The 15,589-nt window shown below is 70.5% G+C and carries 13 protein-coding genes; 9 read left to right on the forward strand and 4 right to left on the reverse strand.

All coding sequences use genetic code 11. The features are described 5' to 3' along the window. Positions 1 to 79: 79 nt before the first annotated feature. Positions 80 to 1,078: a TAXI family TRAP transporter solute-binding subunit gene (locus tag OG588_RS36865; protein WP_405951000.1), complete on the reverse strand. Its 999-nt coding sequence runs from the start codon at positions 1,076 to 1,078 to the stop codon at positions 80 to 82. Positions 1,079 to 1,275: 197 nt separating this feature from the next. On the opposite strand from OG588_RS36865, the gene OG588_RS36870 reads away from it, so the two are divergent. The 3 genes from OG588_RS36870 to OG588_RS36880 all read left to right on the forward strand — a co-directional run bounded on the left by OG588_RS36870 (position 1,276) and on the right by OG588_RS36880 (position 4,208). After that, complete coding sequence (locus OG588_RS36870) at positions 1,276 to 1,680, forward strand: MazG nucleotide pyrophosphohydrolase domain-containing protein (protein WP_405951001.1); 405 nt, start codon at positions 1,276 to 1,278, stop codon at positions 1,678 to 1,680. A 63-nt stretch (positions 1,681 to 1,743) separates the two neighbouring features. Next, positions 1,744 to 3,261: a tRNA (N6-isopentenyl adenosine(37)-C2)-methylthiotransferase MiaB gene (miaB, locus tag OG588_RS36875; RefSeq protein WP_405951002.1), complete on the forward strand. Its 1,518-nt coding sequence runs from the start codon at positions 1,744 to 1,746 to the stop codon at positions 3,259 to 3,261. A gap of 221 nt (positions 3,262 to 3,482) precedes the next feature. Then, the gene (locus OG588_RS36880; RefSeq protein ID WP_405951003.1) at positions 3,483 to 4,208 is read left to right on the forward strand and encodes a class III extradiol dioxygenase subunit B-like domain-containing protein; all 726 of its coding nucleotides are present in this window, start codon (positions 3,483 to 3,485) and stop codon (positions 4,206 to 4,208) included. A 675-nt stretch (positions 4,209 to 4,883) separates the two neighbouring features. On the opposite strand, the gene OG588_RS36885 is transcribed toward OG588_RS36880, so the two are convergent. Then, positions 4,884 to 5,192: an antitoxin gene (locus OG588_RS36885; RefSeq protein WP_405951004.1), complete on the reverse strand. Its 309-nt coding sequence runs from the start codon at positions 5,190 to 5,192 to the stop codon at positions 4,884 to 4,886. 24 nt (positions 5,193 to 5,216) lie between these two features. Continuing rightward, the gene (locus OG588_RS36890; RefSeq protein WP_405951005.1) at positions 5,217 to 5,513 is read right to left on the reverse strand and encodes a hypothetical protein; all 297 of its coding nucleotides are present in this window, start codon (positions 5,511 to 5,513) and stop codon (positions 5,217 to 5,219) included. A 183-nt stretch (positions 5,514 to 5,696) separates the two neighbouring features. Between OG588_RS36890 and miaA the strand changes: the two genes are divergently transcribed. The 6 genes from miaA to hflX all read left to right on the forward strand — a co-directional run bounded on the left by miaA (position 5,697) and on the right by hflX (position 14,226). After that, entirely contained in the window at positions 5,697 to 6,635 is a 939-nt protein-coding gene (miaA, locus tag OG588_RS36895) for a tRNA (adenosine(37)-N6)-dimethylallyltransferase MiaA (RefSeq protein WP_405951006.1), read from the forward strand. 108 nt (positions 6,636 to 6,743) lie between these two features. Next, on the forward strand, positions 6,744 to 7,244 hold the full coding sequence (locus OG588_RS36900; protein WP_019060985.1) for a hypothetical protein: 501 nt from the start codon (positions 6,744 to 6,746) through the stop codon (positions 7,242 to 7,244). A gap of 58 nt (positions 7,245 to 7,302) precedes the next feature. Further along, positions 7,303 to 8,172 carry a diaminopimelate epimerase gene (gene dapF / locus OG588_RS36905; RefSeq protein WP_405951007.1) on the forward strand — a complete coding sequence of 290 codons (870 nt, stop codon included), beginning with the start codon at positions 7,303 to 7,305 and terminating at the stop codon, positions 8,170 to 8,172. A 283-nt stretch (positions 8,173 to 8,455) separates the two neighbouring features. Continuing rightward, a complete protein-coding gene (locus OG588_RS36910; RefSeq protein ID WP_405951008.1) occupies positions 8,456 to 10,603 on the forward strand; it encodes a RelA/SpoT family protein in 2,148 nt (715 codons plus the stop codon). A gap of 412 nt (positions 10,604 to 11,015) precedes the next feature. Further along, complete coding sequence (locus tag OG588_RS36915) at positions 11,016 to 12,545, forward strand: M1 family metallopeptidase (protein WP_405951009.1); 1,530 nt, start codon at positions 11,016 to 11,018, stop codon at positions 12,543 to 12,545. A gap of 187 nt (positions 12,546 to 12,732) precedes the next feature. Then, positions 12,733 to 14,226, forward strand: a complete 1,494-nt coding sequence (gene hflX / locus OG588_RS36920; protein ID WP_405951010.1) for a GTPase HflX — start codon at positions 12,733 to 12,735, stop codon at positions 14,224 to 14,226. Positions 14,227 to 14,314: 88 nt separating this feature from the next. On the opposite strand, the gene OG588_RS36925 is transcribed toward hflX, so the two are convergent. Continuing rightward, entirely contained in the window at positions 14,315 to 15,544 is a 1,230-nt protein-coding gene (locus tag OG588_RS36925; protein WP_405951011.1) for a trypsin-like serine peptidase, read from the reverse strand. Positions 15,545 to 15,589: the final 45 nt, after the last annotated feature.

The raw sequence follows: 15,589 nt of genomic DNA on the forward strand, positions 1-15,589 counted from the left end.
CCCGCGGCTCCGCGGCCTGAGCGGACCACCCAGGGACCTGGGTGGGGCCCTGGGGCTCCACGGGCCAAGGCTCTGCGGCCTACGGCTTGACGGAGCGGTAGTAGCGCCGGGCGCCCTCCTGCAGGGCCAGGGGGTCGGTGTAGATCGCTGTGCGCAGGTCCACCAGCTGTGCGGAGTGGACCTTCTTGCCGATCTCGTCGCGGCTCTTGATCACGATCTTGGTGATCCACTCGGTGAGCCTGGCGTTCACGTCCTTGCGGGTCATCAGGAGGTTGGACACGGCGATGGTCGGGACGGTGGACCCCTGCTGGATGCTGGGGTAGGCCGACTCCGGCATGTTGGTGGCGCGGTAGTAGTGGGTGGCGTCGCCCTGCTCGTGCATCTTGGCCACGAGGTCCGCCTCGATCGGCACGAACCGGAACGCGTAGTGCGTGGCGAGGTCCTTCAGGCCGTCCGTGGGCAGCCCACCCGACCAGAAGAACGCGTCGATCTTGCCTTGCTTGAGCCGCTCGGGCCCGGTGTCGATGCCATCCGCCATCGGCGTGATGTCCTTCTTGGGGTCGATGCCCGCCGCCGTGAGCACCCGGGTGGCGATCAGCCGTACACCCGAGTTGGTCAGCCCTATGGCCACCCGCTTGCCCCGGAGATCCGCGACCGACCGGATGGGCGAGTCGCGCGGGACGATGAGCTGCACATAGTCGTCATACAGGCGCGCGACTCCGCGCAGCCCGGCGGCACCGGGCTTGCCGTCCAGTTGGTACGCCGCCACCGCGTCGGCCGCGGCGATGGTGAAGTCGGCACGGCCGATCGCCACACTCCTGACGTTCTCCTGCGACCCGGCGCTGTTCTTCAGCGTCACCTTGAGGCCCGGCATGTTCTTGTCGAGCGCGTCGTCCAGGAGCTTGCCGTACTTCTGGTAGACCCCGAGCGGCGTCCCGGTGCTGAAGGTGATCGTCCCTGTGGGGGGCTCGTCGCCCAGCGGCAGCAGCCACCACAGCAACAGCCCGAATGCGACGAAGCCTGCGGTAGCGCCCTGCAGGGCCCGGCGCTTGCTGATACGGGAGAACACCTTGAGCATGCGCGCGATCCTGCCAGTCCGTGCCTGGTGCTGACCAGGGCGCGGCGGGACAGGGCACGGCTCGGGCGGACGCATCGGCGGTGACTGATCGGTGCCGGTACGTGGGGGAGTGCGTGTCGGCCCCGCGTCTGCGGGCTGATCCGTTCGACAGACCCCTGCGGGCCAGGAGTGTCAGTGGCGGCTACTAGGGTCGTCGCATGAGTTCTTCGCCCGCCGACCTGGTCCGCGAATTCCACCTGGCCTTCGGGCTCGACGCCCGCACCACACCCACCGAGGTCGCCCCCGACCTGGCCGCCCACCGGGGCGAACTGCTCGCCGAGGAGGCCGAGGAGGTCGCTGAGGTCTCGGTGAGCGGCCCCCTCGACCGGCTGGCGCACGAGCTGGCCGACGTCGTCTACGTCGCGTACGGCACGGCCCTCGTCCACGGCGTCGACCTCGACGCGGTGATCGCCGAGATTCACCGCGCCAACATGACCAAGATCGGCCCGGACGGTGAGATCGCCCGCCGGGCCGACGGCAAGGTGCTCAAGGGGGAGCACTACGAGGCGCCGGATGTGGCGGGGGTGCTGCGCAAGCAGGGGTGGGACGCGGGTGACGAGTGACGTGAGCTGCGGCGGTCTTCGGCCGCCGGAAGAGCCACTCCCGGTACCGCCTACCCTTGTCACATGAGCAGCGGTGACCGGAGCGGGGCAGTGGACGTCAAAACGTACGAAGTGCGCACTTATGGGTGCCAGATGAACGTTCACGATTCCGAGCGGCTCTCCGGTCTCCTGGAGGGTGCCGGTTATGTGCGCGCGCCCGAAGGGTCGGACGGGGACGCGGACGTCGTCGTCTTCAACACCTGCGCCGTGCGCGAGAACGCCGACAACCGGCTCTACGGCAACCTCGGCCGGCTCGCCCCGATGAAGACGAAGCGGCCCGGGATGCAGATCGCTGTCGGCGGCTGCCTCGCCCAGAAGGACCGCGACACCATCGTGAAGAAGGCGCCCTGGGTGGACGTCGTCTTCGGCACGCACAACATCGGCAAGCTGCCGGTCCTGCTGGAACGCGCGCGCGTGCAGGAAGAGGCACAGGTCGAGATCGCGGAGTCCCTGGAGGCCTTCCCCTCGACGCTGCCGACCCGGCGCGAGAGCGCCTACGCGGCCTGGGTGTCGATCTCCGTCGGCTGCAACAACACGTGCACCTTCTGCATCGTCCCGGCGCTGCGCGGCAAGGAGAAGGACCGCCGCACCGGCGACATCCTCGCCGAGATCGAGGCCCTGGTCGGCGAGGGCGTCTCCGAGATCACGCTGCTCGGCCAGAACGTCAACGCGTACGGCTCCGACATCGGCGACCGCGAGGCCTTCAGCAAGCTGCTCCGCGCGTGCGGCGCGATCGAGGGCCTGGAGCGCGTCCGGTTCACCTCGCCGCACCCGCGCGACTTCACCGACGACGTCATCGCCGCGATGGCCGAGACGCCGAACGTGATGCCGCAGCTGCACATGCCCATGCAGTCCGGCTCCGACCCGATCCTCAAGGCCATGCGCCGGTCCTACCGCCAGGAGCGCTACCTGGGGATCATCGAGAAGGTCCGCGCGTCCATCCCGCACGCCGCCATCACCACCGACATCATCGTGGGCTTCCCCGGCGAGACCGAGGAGGACTTCGAGCAGACGATGCACGCGGTCCGGGAGGCGCGCTTCGCGCAAGCGTTTACGTTCCAGTACTCCAAGCGGCCCGGCACCCCGGCCGCGACCATGGAGAACCAGATCCCCAAGGAGGTCGTCCAGGAGCGCTACATGCGTCTCGTCGCCCTCCAGGAGGAGATCTCCTGGGACGAGAACAAGAAGCAGGTCGGCCGCACCCTGGAGCTGATGGTCGCCGAGGGCGAGGGCCGCAAGGACGGCGCCACCCACCGCCTCTCCGGGCGCGCGCCCGACAACCGTCTCGTCCACTTCACCAAGCCGGACCAGGAGGTCCGCCCCGGTGACGTGGTGACGGTCGAGATCACATACGCCGCCCCGCACCACCTCCTCGCCGAGGGCCCCGCCCTGAACGTGCGCCCCACGCGCGCGGGCGACGCCTGGCAGAAGCGCAACGCGGCCGAGGCCGCCAAGCCGGCCGGCGTGATGCTGGGCCTGCCGAAGATCGGCGCACCCGCGCCGCTGCCGGTCGCCACGGGGAGCGGTTGCGGCTGCGACTGAGGGACGCTTCTCCACGTCCGCGAGGGCTTCTTCACGAGCGGGCAGGCTCCCGATCCCCTTGGCCTGTCCGCCTGCGGCCTGTCCGTCTGCGGTCGCAGAGCTGTTGCACGACAGCGGTGCCCTGACCTGGGTGGGGCCGGAACCGACCTGACCGGTACCGGTACGTTCGCCCGTGTCCCCACGGCCGTCGCTGCCCGTGCCCGCTTGTTAGTGTTCCGGCCATGCTCGTAGCCGCCGCAGTCTGCCCCTGCCCGCCGCTCCTCGTCCCCGATGTCGCCGCAGGTGCCGCGCCCGAGCTGGCCGCAGCGCGGGCCGCGTGCACCGACGCGCTGGGCGTGCTCGCCGCCGCCCGACCCGACCGCCTGGTGGTCGTCGGACCCGCCGAGCAGAGCGGGCGTGGGCCGCATCCTGCGGGCACCCGGGGTTCGTTCCGCGGCTTCGGAGTGGATCTCGACGTACGGCTGGGCGGCGACCGGCCCGAGGACGGGGGCGCGGTGTCGGAGCGTGAGCTTCCGCCCTCGCTCGCTGTCGCCGCGTGGCTGCTGGAGCGGACCGGGTGGTCCGACGCCCCGATCGAGGGACTCGGCGTGGGGGAACCTCTTGAGGCCGAGCGGTGTATTCAAACCGGGAGGGACATCGTCGCGCAGGCCGACCGGGTCGCGCTGCTGGTGATGGGCGACGCCAGCGCGTGCCGGACGCTCAAGGCGCCGGGTTATCTCGACGAGCGGGCGGCCCCCTTCGACGCGGAGGTCGCGCGTGCGCTGGGGGCGGCGGACGTGGCGGCCCTCAAGTTGCTGGACACGGAGCTGGCGTACGAACTGAAGGCCTCCGGCCGCGCGCCGTGGCAGGTCCTCGCGGGCGCGGCGGAGGGCGCGGACCTCGGCGGCGCGCTGCTGTACGAGGACGCGCCGTACGGGGTCGGGTACCTGGTCGCGACCTGGTCGTAGGCGTAGGCATGTAGGGGGCCGCGGGGCGGGGATGGCGTGCACCTCGTGACGTCGCCCGTGGGTGGCGGGGCTGAGCGTCGCTCGCGCGGAGCGTCCTGAAGTGTCCGGGCGACGCGCCGCCCGGGCGTGGAGATGCGGGGCGGGGCGGTGCGGCTGGAGAGACGTTAGCTCCGGGAGCGGCAGCACCCCTGCGTGACTGCTGCTCTGCGCAACGCTTGTGCGGGGCGTCGTGGGCTGTCTGCGCGTCGCCCAGTTGTGGCCCTGCGCGGCGGCGTGCGTCCGCCTGCGAATGGTGGGGCGGCTGAGGAGGCGCTACCTCCGTGGGCGTCGGTGGCGGGGGCGGGCCCCGCGAGGGGCGTCCGAGCGTCGTTCAGGCGTGACACCGGGCGGCGGTGTGCGTCCGCCCGGGAACGGCGGGCGGCAGGAGGCCGTACGCCCTCCGGCGACGGCCGTGACACACGCGTGTGGCGGGCCAGGGCGGTACACGCGCGGCCCGACGTGGCCGTCGCGCATGCGACGGGTGCGCGCGGGGCGGTCGTAGCGCCTGCGAACCGCGTCCACCCCCGCCCTGAATTGCAACGTGTCCTCTAGGGCCCACCTCCGCCTCACGAAACGGCGGACGGCCGGGGAGCCCTACGCTCCGCGGCCGTCCGCCGATCGATGTGCGGGTGTCGTTCAGGAAGCCGGCGGGGTCGAGCCCGGCGGGGTGGTCGGGCCGCTGCCCTCCGGCCCCGTAGCGCCTGGACTTACCGGGCTTCCCGCGCCTCCCGGCTCGTCCTTGTGCGCGAGTCGGTCCATGGCGTCCTTGGCCTTGCCCGTGCCCGTCTGGATCCTGTCGCTGTACTTGCCCTTGGTCTTCTCGTCGACCATCTTCGCGGCCTTGTCCAGCCCGTTCCCGATCTTGTCTCCGTGCTGCTGAGCGAGACCCGAGACCTTGTCCTTCGCCGGGCCGAGCTTGGCCTTGAAGTTGTCCATCAGACCCATGGTTCACCTTTCCACGCGGGGCAGTTACGTGCGGGCGCCTTCACCGGCCTCGTTGTCGGCGGCCTCTACGGCGGACTGCTGCTTGGGGATCTCGACGCTGTCGACGCCGTCCGCGGCCCCGGCAGCTTCGACGGTTTCGCCGGCCTCCGGCTCCGTCGTCCCTGCCGCCTCCTGGACCTCTGCCCCCGCCTCGGACTCCGACACCTCGTCCGCCGCTTCGGCCGTCAGGTCCTCGGCCGTCTGCGCGTCGGCCTGCGCTTCGGCGGTTGACGCCTCCTCCGTAGCCTTCGACCTCCGAAGAAATCGGTCAAAAACGCCCATATCAACTCCATACGTTACTCGTGCGGGCGAAATCCCGCGTAGCCCGGTGCGTCCGTTTGCGTCGCCCGGGTCACCGCCTCCCGAAACCGGCGGCGGGATACCTCGCAACGGGCAACGACCCCACGCACGGGCTGTCACGTAACTCGTTCGAGGCCAGGGTCAGACGTTTGCGAGACTGGGAACGTGAGCAGCGCACCCCCCGCCCCCCGAGTCATCGCCGTCGTCGGACCGACCGCGGCCGGAAAGTCCGATCTGGGCGTCTTCCTGGCCCAGCGCCTAGGTGGCGAGGTCGTCAACGCCGACTCCATGCAGCTCTACCGAGGGATGGACATCGGCACCGCCAAGCTGACGCCCGAGGAGCGCGGCGGCGTCCCGCACCACCTCCTGGACATCTGGGACGTGACGGTCACGGCGTCCGTCGCCGAGTACCAGCGGCTCGCCCGTGAGCGCATCGACGCACTGCTCGCCGAGGGGCGCTGGCCGATCCTGGTCGGCGGCTCCGGGCTGTACGTGCGCGGGGCGGTCGACAACCTGGAGTTCCCCGGCACCGACCCCGAGGTCCGGGCCCGCCTGGAGGAGGAGCTCACGCTTCGCGGCTCGGGCGCCCTGCACGCCCGCCTGGCCGCCGCCGACCCCGAGGCCGCGCACGCGATCCTGCCCAGCAACGGCCGCCGTATCGTCCGGGCCCTGGAGGTCATCGAGATCACCGGCAAGCCCTTCACGGCCAACCTCCCCGGCCACGACTCGGTTTACGACACCGTCCAGATCGGCGTCGACGTGGCCCGCCCCGAACTCGACGAGCGCATCGCGCGCCGAGTCGACCGGATGTGGGGCGCGGGGCTCGTGGACGAGGTGCGGGCGCTGGAGGCGCGCGGACTGCGCGCGGGGGTCACGGCGTCCCGCGCGCTCGGCTATCAGCAGGTGCTCGCGGCGCTCGCGGGGGAGTGCACGGAACAGGAGGCGCGCACGGAGACCGTGCGTGCCACCAAGCGCTTCGCGCGCCGCCAGGATTCATGGTTCAGACGCGATCCCCGGGTGCACTGGTTGAGTGGGGCCGCGGCGGATCTCGCAGAACTGCCGCACCTGGCACTGGCGTTGGTCGAACGACCGGTCACAGCCTGATCACGTCATGGCATCGGGACGCTCCGGCCGCCGTTGTGGCCTTCGGGGGCGTGCCATCATCGAGCTTCGATCGACCAAGTGGAGTCCGAGTTGGGAGGGCGCGTGGCGATGGAGGCCGGCCCTCGCGACACCGCAGAAGGCATCGAGCAGGTCACAACGGACCGTGGTGAACCGGAAGAGGGCGACGGCCTACTGAGCCCGGACGGCCCGGACGAGATCCAGGGCGGCGTGACCGCAGACGGTCCCGGGCCCGACGAGATGTTCGCCGGACCCGAGGTCGAGGTCGAGCTGCGCCCGCAGCGCCGGCTGCGGATCTGGCAGCTCGCCCCCATCGTGGCCCTGGCCGCGGTCGGCTCCCTGATGTTCGCCTTCCCGCTCGCCTTCGACTTCGGCGACAGCGGGGCCGTGGTCGCCATGCTCGGTCTGCTCATCTGCTCCTGCGCGGCCGGCTGGGGTATGACGGCTGCCCGCCGCGTCGGCCACATCTGGCCCGGCTTCCCGCAGCGCGGCTCCGGACGACGCCTGGATTGGCGGGTCGTCATCGCGTACGCCCTGGTGGTGGCCGTAGTGGTGGTCCTGGCCGTGTGGCGCGTGGCCCGGCTGCGCTAGTCGCGAGGCCGGTCACGGGGGTCGTCGGGTTGTCATAGCCACCCCGTACGATCGAGGAATGAGCACGCGGATCGCCTTCCTCAAGGGGCACGGCACCGAGAACGACTTCGTGATCGTCCCGGACCCCGAGAACGTCATCGACCTCTCCCCGGCCGCCGTGGCCGCCCTGTGCGACCGTCGCGCGGGCATCGGCGGCGACGGCCTGCTGCATGTGGTGCGGTCCGCCGCGCACCCCGAGGCGCGGGACATGGCGGCCGAGGCGGAGTGGTTCATGGACTACCGCAACGGCGACGGCTCGGTCTCCGAGATGTGCGGCAACGGAGTGCGTGTGTTCGCGCGCTATCTCCAGCGCGTCGGACATGTGGCCGAAGGGGATATCGCGGTCGCCACGCGCGGGGGAGTCAAGACCGTCCACATCGCCAAGGACGGTGATGTCACCGTCGGCATGGGCAAGGCCCGCCTCCCCGAAGGGGACGTCACGGTGAGCGTGGGCGAACGCAGTTGGCCCGCGCGGAACGTGAACATGGGCAACCCGCACGCCGTCGCCTTCGTGGACGACCTCGCGCACGCCGGTGACCTGTACTCCGCACCGCCCTTCAGCCCGCCCGCCGCGTATCCGGAGGGCGTGAACGTGGAGTTCGTGGTCGACCGCGGCCCCGGGCACGTCGCCATGCGTGTGCACGAGCGCGGTGCCGGCGAGACCCGCTCGTGCGGCACGGGCGCGTGCGCGGTCGCCGTGGCCGCCGCCCGTAGGGACGGCGCCGACCCGGCCGTCACCGGGACACACGCGACGTACACGGTCGATGTGCCCGGTGGAACGCTGGTGATCACCGAGCGGCCCGACGGTCAGATCGAGATGACGGGTCCCGCGGTGATCGTCGCCGAAGGCGAGATCGACACAGAGTGGCTGGAAAACGCCATCCGCTGAACGGGTGAATCGCAGCCTTGGCCGCTCCAGGCGCCTTGATCCGAAGTCTTCGGTGTCCGGTGCGGCTGGAAACCACGGCTGACGTCCTATGTCGTGGCGCAAAACCGTAAACCTCCTGACCTTCGCTCGAATGGGTGATCCGTTTCACGCTCGGCGAGAGGCGGTCAGTCGCACGTGGTGGGCTCGGTAGCATCAAGCACCGGCCCGGACGGGGGATCGAAGATCCCCTGAGCCGAGTACGCCATGGGGCACCCGTCCGCCGGTCAAGCAGCCGGAGGTGCCCATGAGTGCGGAGGCCACGAACCCTGCGAGCCCAGGCCCTGTGATCAACACAGTGCCCCGCAGGAAGGCCCGCCCCCGGATCGACCTGCGCCGGCTAGGCCGGGCCGCCCTGCTCGGCCCCACCGCGCGCGACCGGCTGCCCGACGCCATCGGCCATGTCGCCGAGGCGCATCGCGCCCACTATCCGGACGCCGATCTCGAACCGCTGCGCCGCGCCTGGGTGCTGGCCGAGTCCTCGCACCGCGGCCAGATGCGCAAGAGCGGTGAGCCGTACATCACACACCCTCTCGCGGTGACCCTGATCCTCGCCGAACTCGGCGCCGAGACCACGACGTTGACGGCCTCTCTGCTCCACGACACCGTCGAGGACACGGAGGTGACGCTCGATCAGGTCGGCGAGGAGTTCGGCGCGGAGGTGCGCTATCTCGTCGACGGCGTAACGAAGTTGGAGAAGGTCGACTACGGCGCCGCCGCCGAGCCGGAGACCTTCCGCAAGATGCTCGTCGCCACCGGCAGCGACGTCCGCGTGATGTCGATCAAACTCGCCGACCGGCTGCACAACATGCGCACCCTGGGCGTGATGCGCCCCGAGAAGCAGGCCCGCATCGCCAAGGTCACCCGGGACGTCCTCATCCCGCTCGCCGAACGGCTCGGCGTCCAGGCGCTCAAGACCGAACTGGAAGACCTGGTCTTCGCGATCCTCCACCCCGAGGAGTACGACCACACACGCGAGTTGATCGTCGACAACTCCTCCCGCGCGGACGATCCGCTCGCCGAGGTCACCGACGAGGTACGCACCGTCCTGCGCGACGCCGGCATCCAGGCCGAAGTCCTGATCAGGCCACGGCACTTCGTCTCCGTGCACCGCGTGGCCCGCAAGCGCGGCCGACTGCGCGGCGCCGACTTCGGCCGCCTCCTGGTGCTCGTGAACGAGGACGCGGACTGTTACGGCGTCCTCGGCGAACTGCACACCTGCCTGAAGCCCGTGGTCTCGGAGTTCAAGGACTTCATCGCCGTCCCCAAGTTCAACCTGTACCAGTCGCTGCACACCGCCGTCGCCCACACCGACGGCCAGGTCGTCGAAGTCCTCATCCGCACCCACCAGATGCACAAGGTCGCCGAGGCCGGCGTCATTGCGCTCGGCAATCCCTACGCTCCTCCTTCGGAGGAGCAACAGGCCGCGAACGACGGCGAGCGCGCCGACCCCACCCGGCCCGGCTGGCTCTCCCGCCTCCTCGACTGGCAGGAGGGCGCGCCCGACCCCGACACCTTCTGGTCGACGCTCCGCGAGGACCTCGCCCAGGACCGCGAGATCACCGTGTTCCGGCCCGACGGCGGCACGTTGGGCCTGCCCGACGGCGCGACCTGTGTGGACGCCGCGTACGAGCAGTACGGCGAGGACGCCCACGCCTGCATCGGTGCCCGCGTCAACGGCCGCCTGGCGACGCTCAGTACGGTCCTGAAGGACGGCGACACCGTCCAGCTCCTCATGGGCCAGGACCCGGCCTCCGAGCCCTCCAGAGAGTGGCTGGAGCACGCGCACACCCCCGCCGCGCGGATCGCCATCCAGCGATGGATCACGGCGCACCCGGGACGCGCTGACGGAGCGGGCGCCGAGGCGGCCGAGGAGGCGCAGAGCACCCGGTCGGCGCCCCCTGCCCCCGAAGACACCCCGGACACGTCCACCGCACGCCCCGCCACCCCCGTAGTGGACCAGCCCGGTGCGACCGTACGGCTCGCGGGCTGCTGTACGCCCGTACCGCCCGACGAGGTCACCGGATTCTCGGTACGCGGCGGGGTCGTGACCGTCCACCGCGTGGAGTGCAGCGCGGTGGCGCACATGAAAGGCGTGGGGCGCGCGGAAGTCGGTGTGCGCTGGGGCGACACCACCGAGTGCCGGGTCACGCTGGTAGCCGAATCGTTCGGCCGCCCGCATCTGCTCGCCGACCTCACTGAAGCGATCGCTCTGGAGGGCGCGGAAATCGTCTCGGCGACCGTCGAACCCCCGACCCAGCAACGCGTCCGCCACACCTACACACTCCAACTCCCGGACGCGGCCCACCTCCTGACCCTCATGCGGGCGATGCGCAACGTACCGGGCGTCTACGACGTGAGCCGGGCGCAGCACCACAACGCGCCCGCTTTCTGAGCGGGCCGCGGGCGTTGCGGCCGGCCCGTTGAGGTGGGGGTGGGGCTTGAACGGCCCTTGGCCTTCGGGGTCCCGCGTCCGCCTTGGTCCCCTGTCCCGTTGGGATACACACCGATGCTGAGCGCCCGGTCCTCTGAGGTGTGCGCCGACGTGAAACGGCCCGTCCCGCTGAGGCGCGCTCGGCCTGAGTACCCTGGCGCCTCGAAACCACGCGCGGGCCTCCCCTCCGGCGCTCCGAGACGGCACGCGCGGGCGTGCGCCACCCCCGGCACCCGGAGAGCCCGCGCCGGCACGTGCCCGCCCGCACGCCCCGGTGTGCCCAGCGCCCCGTAAGCCCCCGGGAAGACCCCGTTCGAGTGGGCCGGGCGCGAGTCGGCGCCGTGGGGCACGCGCGCGCTGGTAGCGGTGGGGCATGCTGCTCACCCCTCGCACCGGCACGACCGGCATCGGCATCCCCCGCACCGGCTCCGGTAATTCGGCTCCCCGGTCGCGCACCAGGAACTCCCGACGGCTGAAGGCGGCGCTGCTCGCCTCCGCCGTGTCCGTCTGTCTCGTCGCCGCGAGCGCGCCGCCCACGCCCCTGGGCGTCGGTGACCGTCTCTTCCCGACCTTGGGCAACCCGGGCTACGACGTGGCGTCGTACGACCTCTCGTTCACGTATCCCGGCAGCAACACCAAGCCGCTCCAGGCCGTCACCACGATCGACGCGTGGACGACCGAGACGCTGGACCGGATCAACCTCGACTTCGCGCACGGCACCGTGGACTCGGTCGAGGTCGATGGGCGGCCCGCCACCTTCGCCAGTGCCGGCGAGGATCTGGTCGTGACTCCGGAGCGGCCGATTTCCGAGGGGAGTTGGACGCGGATCACCGTGCGGCACACCAGTGACCCGGTGTCGGCCAAGGGCCAGGACGGCGGCTGGGTGCGCACCAAGGACGGGCTCGCGATGGCCAACCAGGCCGATGCCGCGCACCTGGTGTTCCCGTGCAACGACCATCCCTCCGACAAGGCGATGTTCACCATCAGGGTCACCGCCCCCAACGCCTACACGGCCGTCGCCAACGGACTGCCGGCCGGCGTCGACAAGGTCGGCAGGAACACCACCTGGACGTACCGCACCCAGCACCCCATGGCCACCGAACTCGCCCAGGTGTCCATCGGCCGCTCCGCCGTGCTGCACCGCACCGGACCGCACGACCTGCCGATGCGCGACGTCGTACCCGCCAAGGACGCCAAGCAGCTCGAACCGTGGCTCAAGAAGACCCCCGACCAGATCGCCTGGATGGAGGGCAAGGTCGGCCGGTACCCCTTCGAGACGTACGGGCTGCTCATGGCCGACGCGTCCACCGGCTTCGAACTCGAGACGCAGACGATCTCTCTCTTCGAGAGAGATCTCTTCACCGAGCCCGCCTACCCCAAGTGGTACGTCGAGTCGATCATGGTGCACGAGCTGTCCCACCAGTGGTTCGGCGACAGCGTCAGCCCCCGCACGTGGTCCGACCTGTGGCTCAACGAGGGACACGCCACCTGGTACGAGGAGCTGTACGCCGAGGAGAAGGCGCACCGGCCGATGGAGACGCGCATGAAGGCGGCCTACGCGGCCTCCGACCGCTGGCGCGCCGCCGGCGGACCGCCCGCACTCCCCAAGGCGCCCGCGCCCGGCCAGAAGATCAGCATCTTCCGCCCCAACGTCTACGACGGCGCCGCCCTGGCCCTCTACGCCCTGCGCCAGGAGATCGGCCGCCCGGCCTTCGAACGCCTGGAGCGCACCTGGGTGAGCGTTCACCGGGACGCCACGGCCACCACCGCCGACTTCGAGGAACTCGCCTCCGCGATCTCCGGCCGCGACCTGAGCGACTTCTTCCAGGGCTGGCTCTACGGCGAGACGACCCCGACGATGCCGGGTCACCCGGACTGGAAGTCGCAGGCACCGGTGAAATGAGGCGGTGAAGGGGCAATAAAGCGGTGACAGGGCAATAAATAAGGCAGTGACGTGACGATCCGCGCCGTGCGACCATCGTCAGGTCGGCGGCGCGGGTCACCGGGTACACACCCGGCAGCCACCGGGAATCTCCGGAGGCGCTCGCACGTTATGACCTTTGCAGGACTCCCATCGACGTAAGGACCCAATGACCTCCTCTTCTTCCCCTTCCCAGGACACTGAGCGCCTCGCGCACGCCTACCCCGAAGGTCTTCGGGCCGATGCCCTGATGGAAGAGGACGTCGCCTGGAGCCACGAGATCGACGGAGAGCGGGACGGCGACCAGTTCGACCGCTCCGAGCGCGCGGCCCTGCGCCGTGTCGCCGGCCTCTCCACCGAGCTCGAGGACGTCACCGAGGTCGAGTACCGACAGCTCCGCCTGGAGCGCGTCGTACTCGTCGGCGTCTGGACCACGGGAACGGTGCAGGACGCGGACAACTCACTCGCCGAGCTGGCCGCCCTCGCGGAGACCGCGGGCGCCCTCGTGCTCGACGGTGTCGTCCAGCGCCGCGACAAGCCGGACGCGGCCACGTACATCGGTTCCGGCAAGGCCAACGAACTGCGGGACATCGTCCTGGAGACCGGCGCCGACACCGTCATCTGCGACGGTGAGCTCAGCCCGGGCCAGCTGATCCACCTCGAAGACGTCGTCAAGGTCAAGGTCATCGACCGTACGGCCCTGATCCTCGACATCTTCGCCCAGCACGCCAAGTCCCGAGAGGGCAAGGCGCAGGTCGCGCTCGCGCAGATGCAGTACATGCTGCCGAGGCTCCGCGGCTGGGGCCAGTCGCTGTCCCGTCAGATGGGCGGCGGCTCGGGCGGCGGCCTCGCCACCCGCGGTCCCGGTGAGACCAAGATCGAGACGGACCGGCGTCGTATCCGCGAGAAGATGGCGAAGATGCGCCGGGAGATCGCGGACATGAAGACCGGCCGCGACATCAAGCGCCAGGAGCGCCGTCGCCACAAGGTGCCCTCGGTCGCGATCGCCGGTTACACCAACGCCGGCAAGTCGTCCCTGCTCAACCGCCTCACGGGCGCGGGCGTGCTGGTCGAGAACTCGCTGTTCGCGACCCTCGACCCGACCGTGCGCCGGGCCGAGACCCCGGGCGGACGGCTGTACACGCTGGTCGACACCGTCGGATTCGTCCGGCACCTGCCGCACCACCTGGTCGAGGCCTTCCGCTCCACGATGGAGGAGGTCGGCGACGCCGACCTGATCCTGCATGTGGTGGACGGTTCGCACCCGTTCCCGGAGGAGCAGCTGGCCGCCGTACGCGAGGTGATCCGGGATGTCGGCGCCACCAAGGTGCCCGAGATCGTGATCATCAACAAGGCGGACGCAGCCGACCCGTTGACGCTCCAGCGGCTGATGCGGAACGAGAAGCGCTCCATCGCGGTCTCGGCCCGCACCGGCCAGGGCATGGACGAGCTGCTCGCGCTCATCGACAGCGAACTGCCGCGCCCCTCGGTCGAGATCGAGGGGCTCGTGCCGTACACCCACGGCAAGCTGGTCGCCCGCGCCCACTCCGAGGGCGAGGTGATCTCCGAGGAGCACACCCCGGAGGGCACCCAGCTCAAGGCGCGGGTGCACGAGGAACTGGCGGCGGAACTCGCGCCGTACGTCCCGGCACCGTTGGCCTGACGGGTCGTAGCACAGCAAGTCCTGAGGGCCGCCCCACATGGGGTGGCCCTCAGGTGTGTGTGCGGGGCACCGACCGCCGTCCGTCCGCCTACTGGTCGGCGAACTTCTTGCTGACCGAGTCGTACACGCCCTTGGCCACATCGCCCAGCCGCGGACCCGCCAGCCAGCCCGAAGTCACCGGGCCGATCGAGGTGTTGGACACCAGCGACGGCTTACCGTCGGAGCCCGTCTCGACCCAGCCGCCACCGGACGAACCGCCGGTCATGGTGCAGCCGATGCGGTACATCGTCGGGTCCGAGGCGTTGATCGACAGCCGTCCCGGCTTGTCCGTGCACTGGTACAGCGTCGAACCGTCGTACGGCTTCGCCTCGGGGTAGCCGGTCGCCGTGATGCTGGACACCTTCGGCACGGCCGGCGCGTTGAAGTTCACCGGAAGCGCCGAACCGACTGTCTCCTCAAGGGACTTGCCCCCTGTGCCCTTCTCGGGCGTCACATGGATCACGGCGTAGTCGTACGACGAACCCTGCCCACCCGTCTCGCCGCCCTGGTCGATCCACTGCTGCGAGGTCCGCGCCCAGTCGGCCCACCAGACCCCGTACGGAGCGACCTGCTCCCGGGTCGCGGTCTCCAACTGGGCCGCCGACCGGCCCGCGTTGTTGTACGACGGCACGAACGCGATGTTGCGATACCAGCCGCCCTTCTTGCCGGCGTGCACGCAATGGCCCGCCGTCCACACCATGTTGGACTTGCCCGGGTGCGCCGGGTCCTCCACGACCGTCGCCGAGCAGACCATCGTGCCCTCGGGGGAGTCGAAGAACACCTTGCCCGCCGTCGCCGCGTTGGCGTGGTACGTAGGCGTCACGGCCTTCGCGTCCACCGCCGCGGGCGTCGGGTCGGTCACGCCCTGGTCACCGGAGATGTCGTTGGTGTCGACGCCCGTGTCAGGGTCGTTGGCGTCCCGCATCCGGCCGGAACTCCACAGTCCCTGGATGATCGGGTTGATGTAGTCGTCGGCCTCGCGCAGCCAGTCGTCCTTGTTCCAGTTCTTCCAGGCGCCGCCCTTCCACTTGTCGATGTCGATCCCGCGCTCTTTGAGCTTGTCCTTGATGTCGTCCGGGATCTTGATCTTGCCGTCACCGGTGTCACTGCTGGTGGCGGACGCAGTGGACTTGCCATCGGCCTTCGTGTCACTGGAGCCGCACGCGGTCGCGGTGAGCGCGAGCGCCGAGGCGAGGGCAACGGCGGCCAGGGCGGGGGAGGTTCCGCGACGCGCGCCCCTCCCACGACGGGCAGTGAAGGACGGCCGTATCGATCGCATGGTCTTGACTCCCCCTGGGTGTACGGATGGTGCGTCACGGCTGTG

The organism is Streptomyces prunicolor (assembly GCF_045162825.1).
Lineage (GTDB): Bacteria > Actinomycetota > Actinomycetes > Streptomycetales > Streptomycetaceae > Streptomyces > Streptomyces prunicolor.

Coding starts and splice junctions, on each gene's coding strand:
- OG588_RS36900 (WP_019060985.1), top strand. CDS start 6,744: ATGGAGGCCGGCCCTCGCGACACCGCAGAAGGCATCGAGCAGGTCACA.
- OG588_RS36865 (WP_405951000.1), bottom strand. CDS start 1,078: ATGCTCAAGGTGTTCTCCCGTATCAGCAAGCGCCGGGCCCTGCAGGGC.
- OG588_RS36915 (WP_405951009.1), top strand. CDS start 11,016: ATGCTGCTCACCCCTCGCACCGGCACGACCGGCATCGGCATCCCCCGC.
- hflX (WP_405951010.1), top strand. CDS start 12,733: ATGACCTCCTCTTCTTCCCCTTCCCAGGACACTGAGCGCCTCGCGCAC.
- OG588_RS36910 (WP_405951008.1), top strand. CDS start 8,456: ATGAGTGCGGAGGCCACGAACCCTGCGAGCCCAGGCCCTGTGATCAAC.
- OG588_RS36880 (WP_405951003.1), top strand. CDS start 3,483: ATGCTCGTAGCCGCCGCAGTCTGCCCCTGCCCGCCGCTCCTCGTCCCC.
- OG588_RS36870 (WP_405951001.1), top strand. CDS start 1,276: ATGAGTTCTTCGCCCGCCGACCTGGTCCGCGAATTCCACCTGGCCTTC.
- OG588_RS36885 (WP_405951004.1), bottom strand. CDS start 5,192: ATGGGTCTGATGGACAACTTCAAGGCCAAGCTCGGCCCGGCGAAGGAC.
- OG588_RS36925 (WP_405951011.1), bottom strand. CDS start 15,544: ATGCGATCGATACGGCCGTCCTTCACTGCCCGTCGTGGGAGGGGCGCG.
- miaB (WP_405951002.1), top strand. CDS start 1,744: ATGAGCAGCGGTGACCGGAGCGGGGCAGTGGACGTCAAAACGTACGAA.
- dapF (WP_405951007.1), top strand. CDS start 7,303: ATGAGCACGCGGATCGCCTTCCTCAAGGGGCACGGCACCGAGAACGAC.
- OG588_RS36890 (WP_405951005.1), bottom strand. CDS start 5,513: ATGGGCGTTTTTGACCGATTTCTTCGGAGGTCGAAGGCTACGGAGGAG.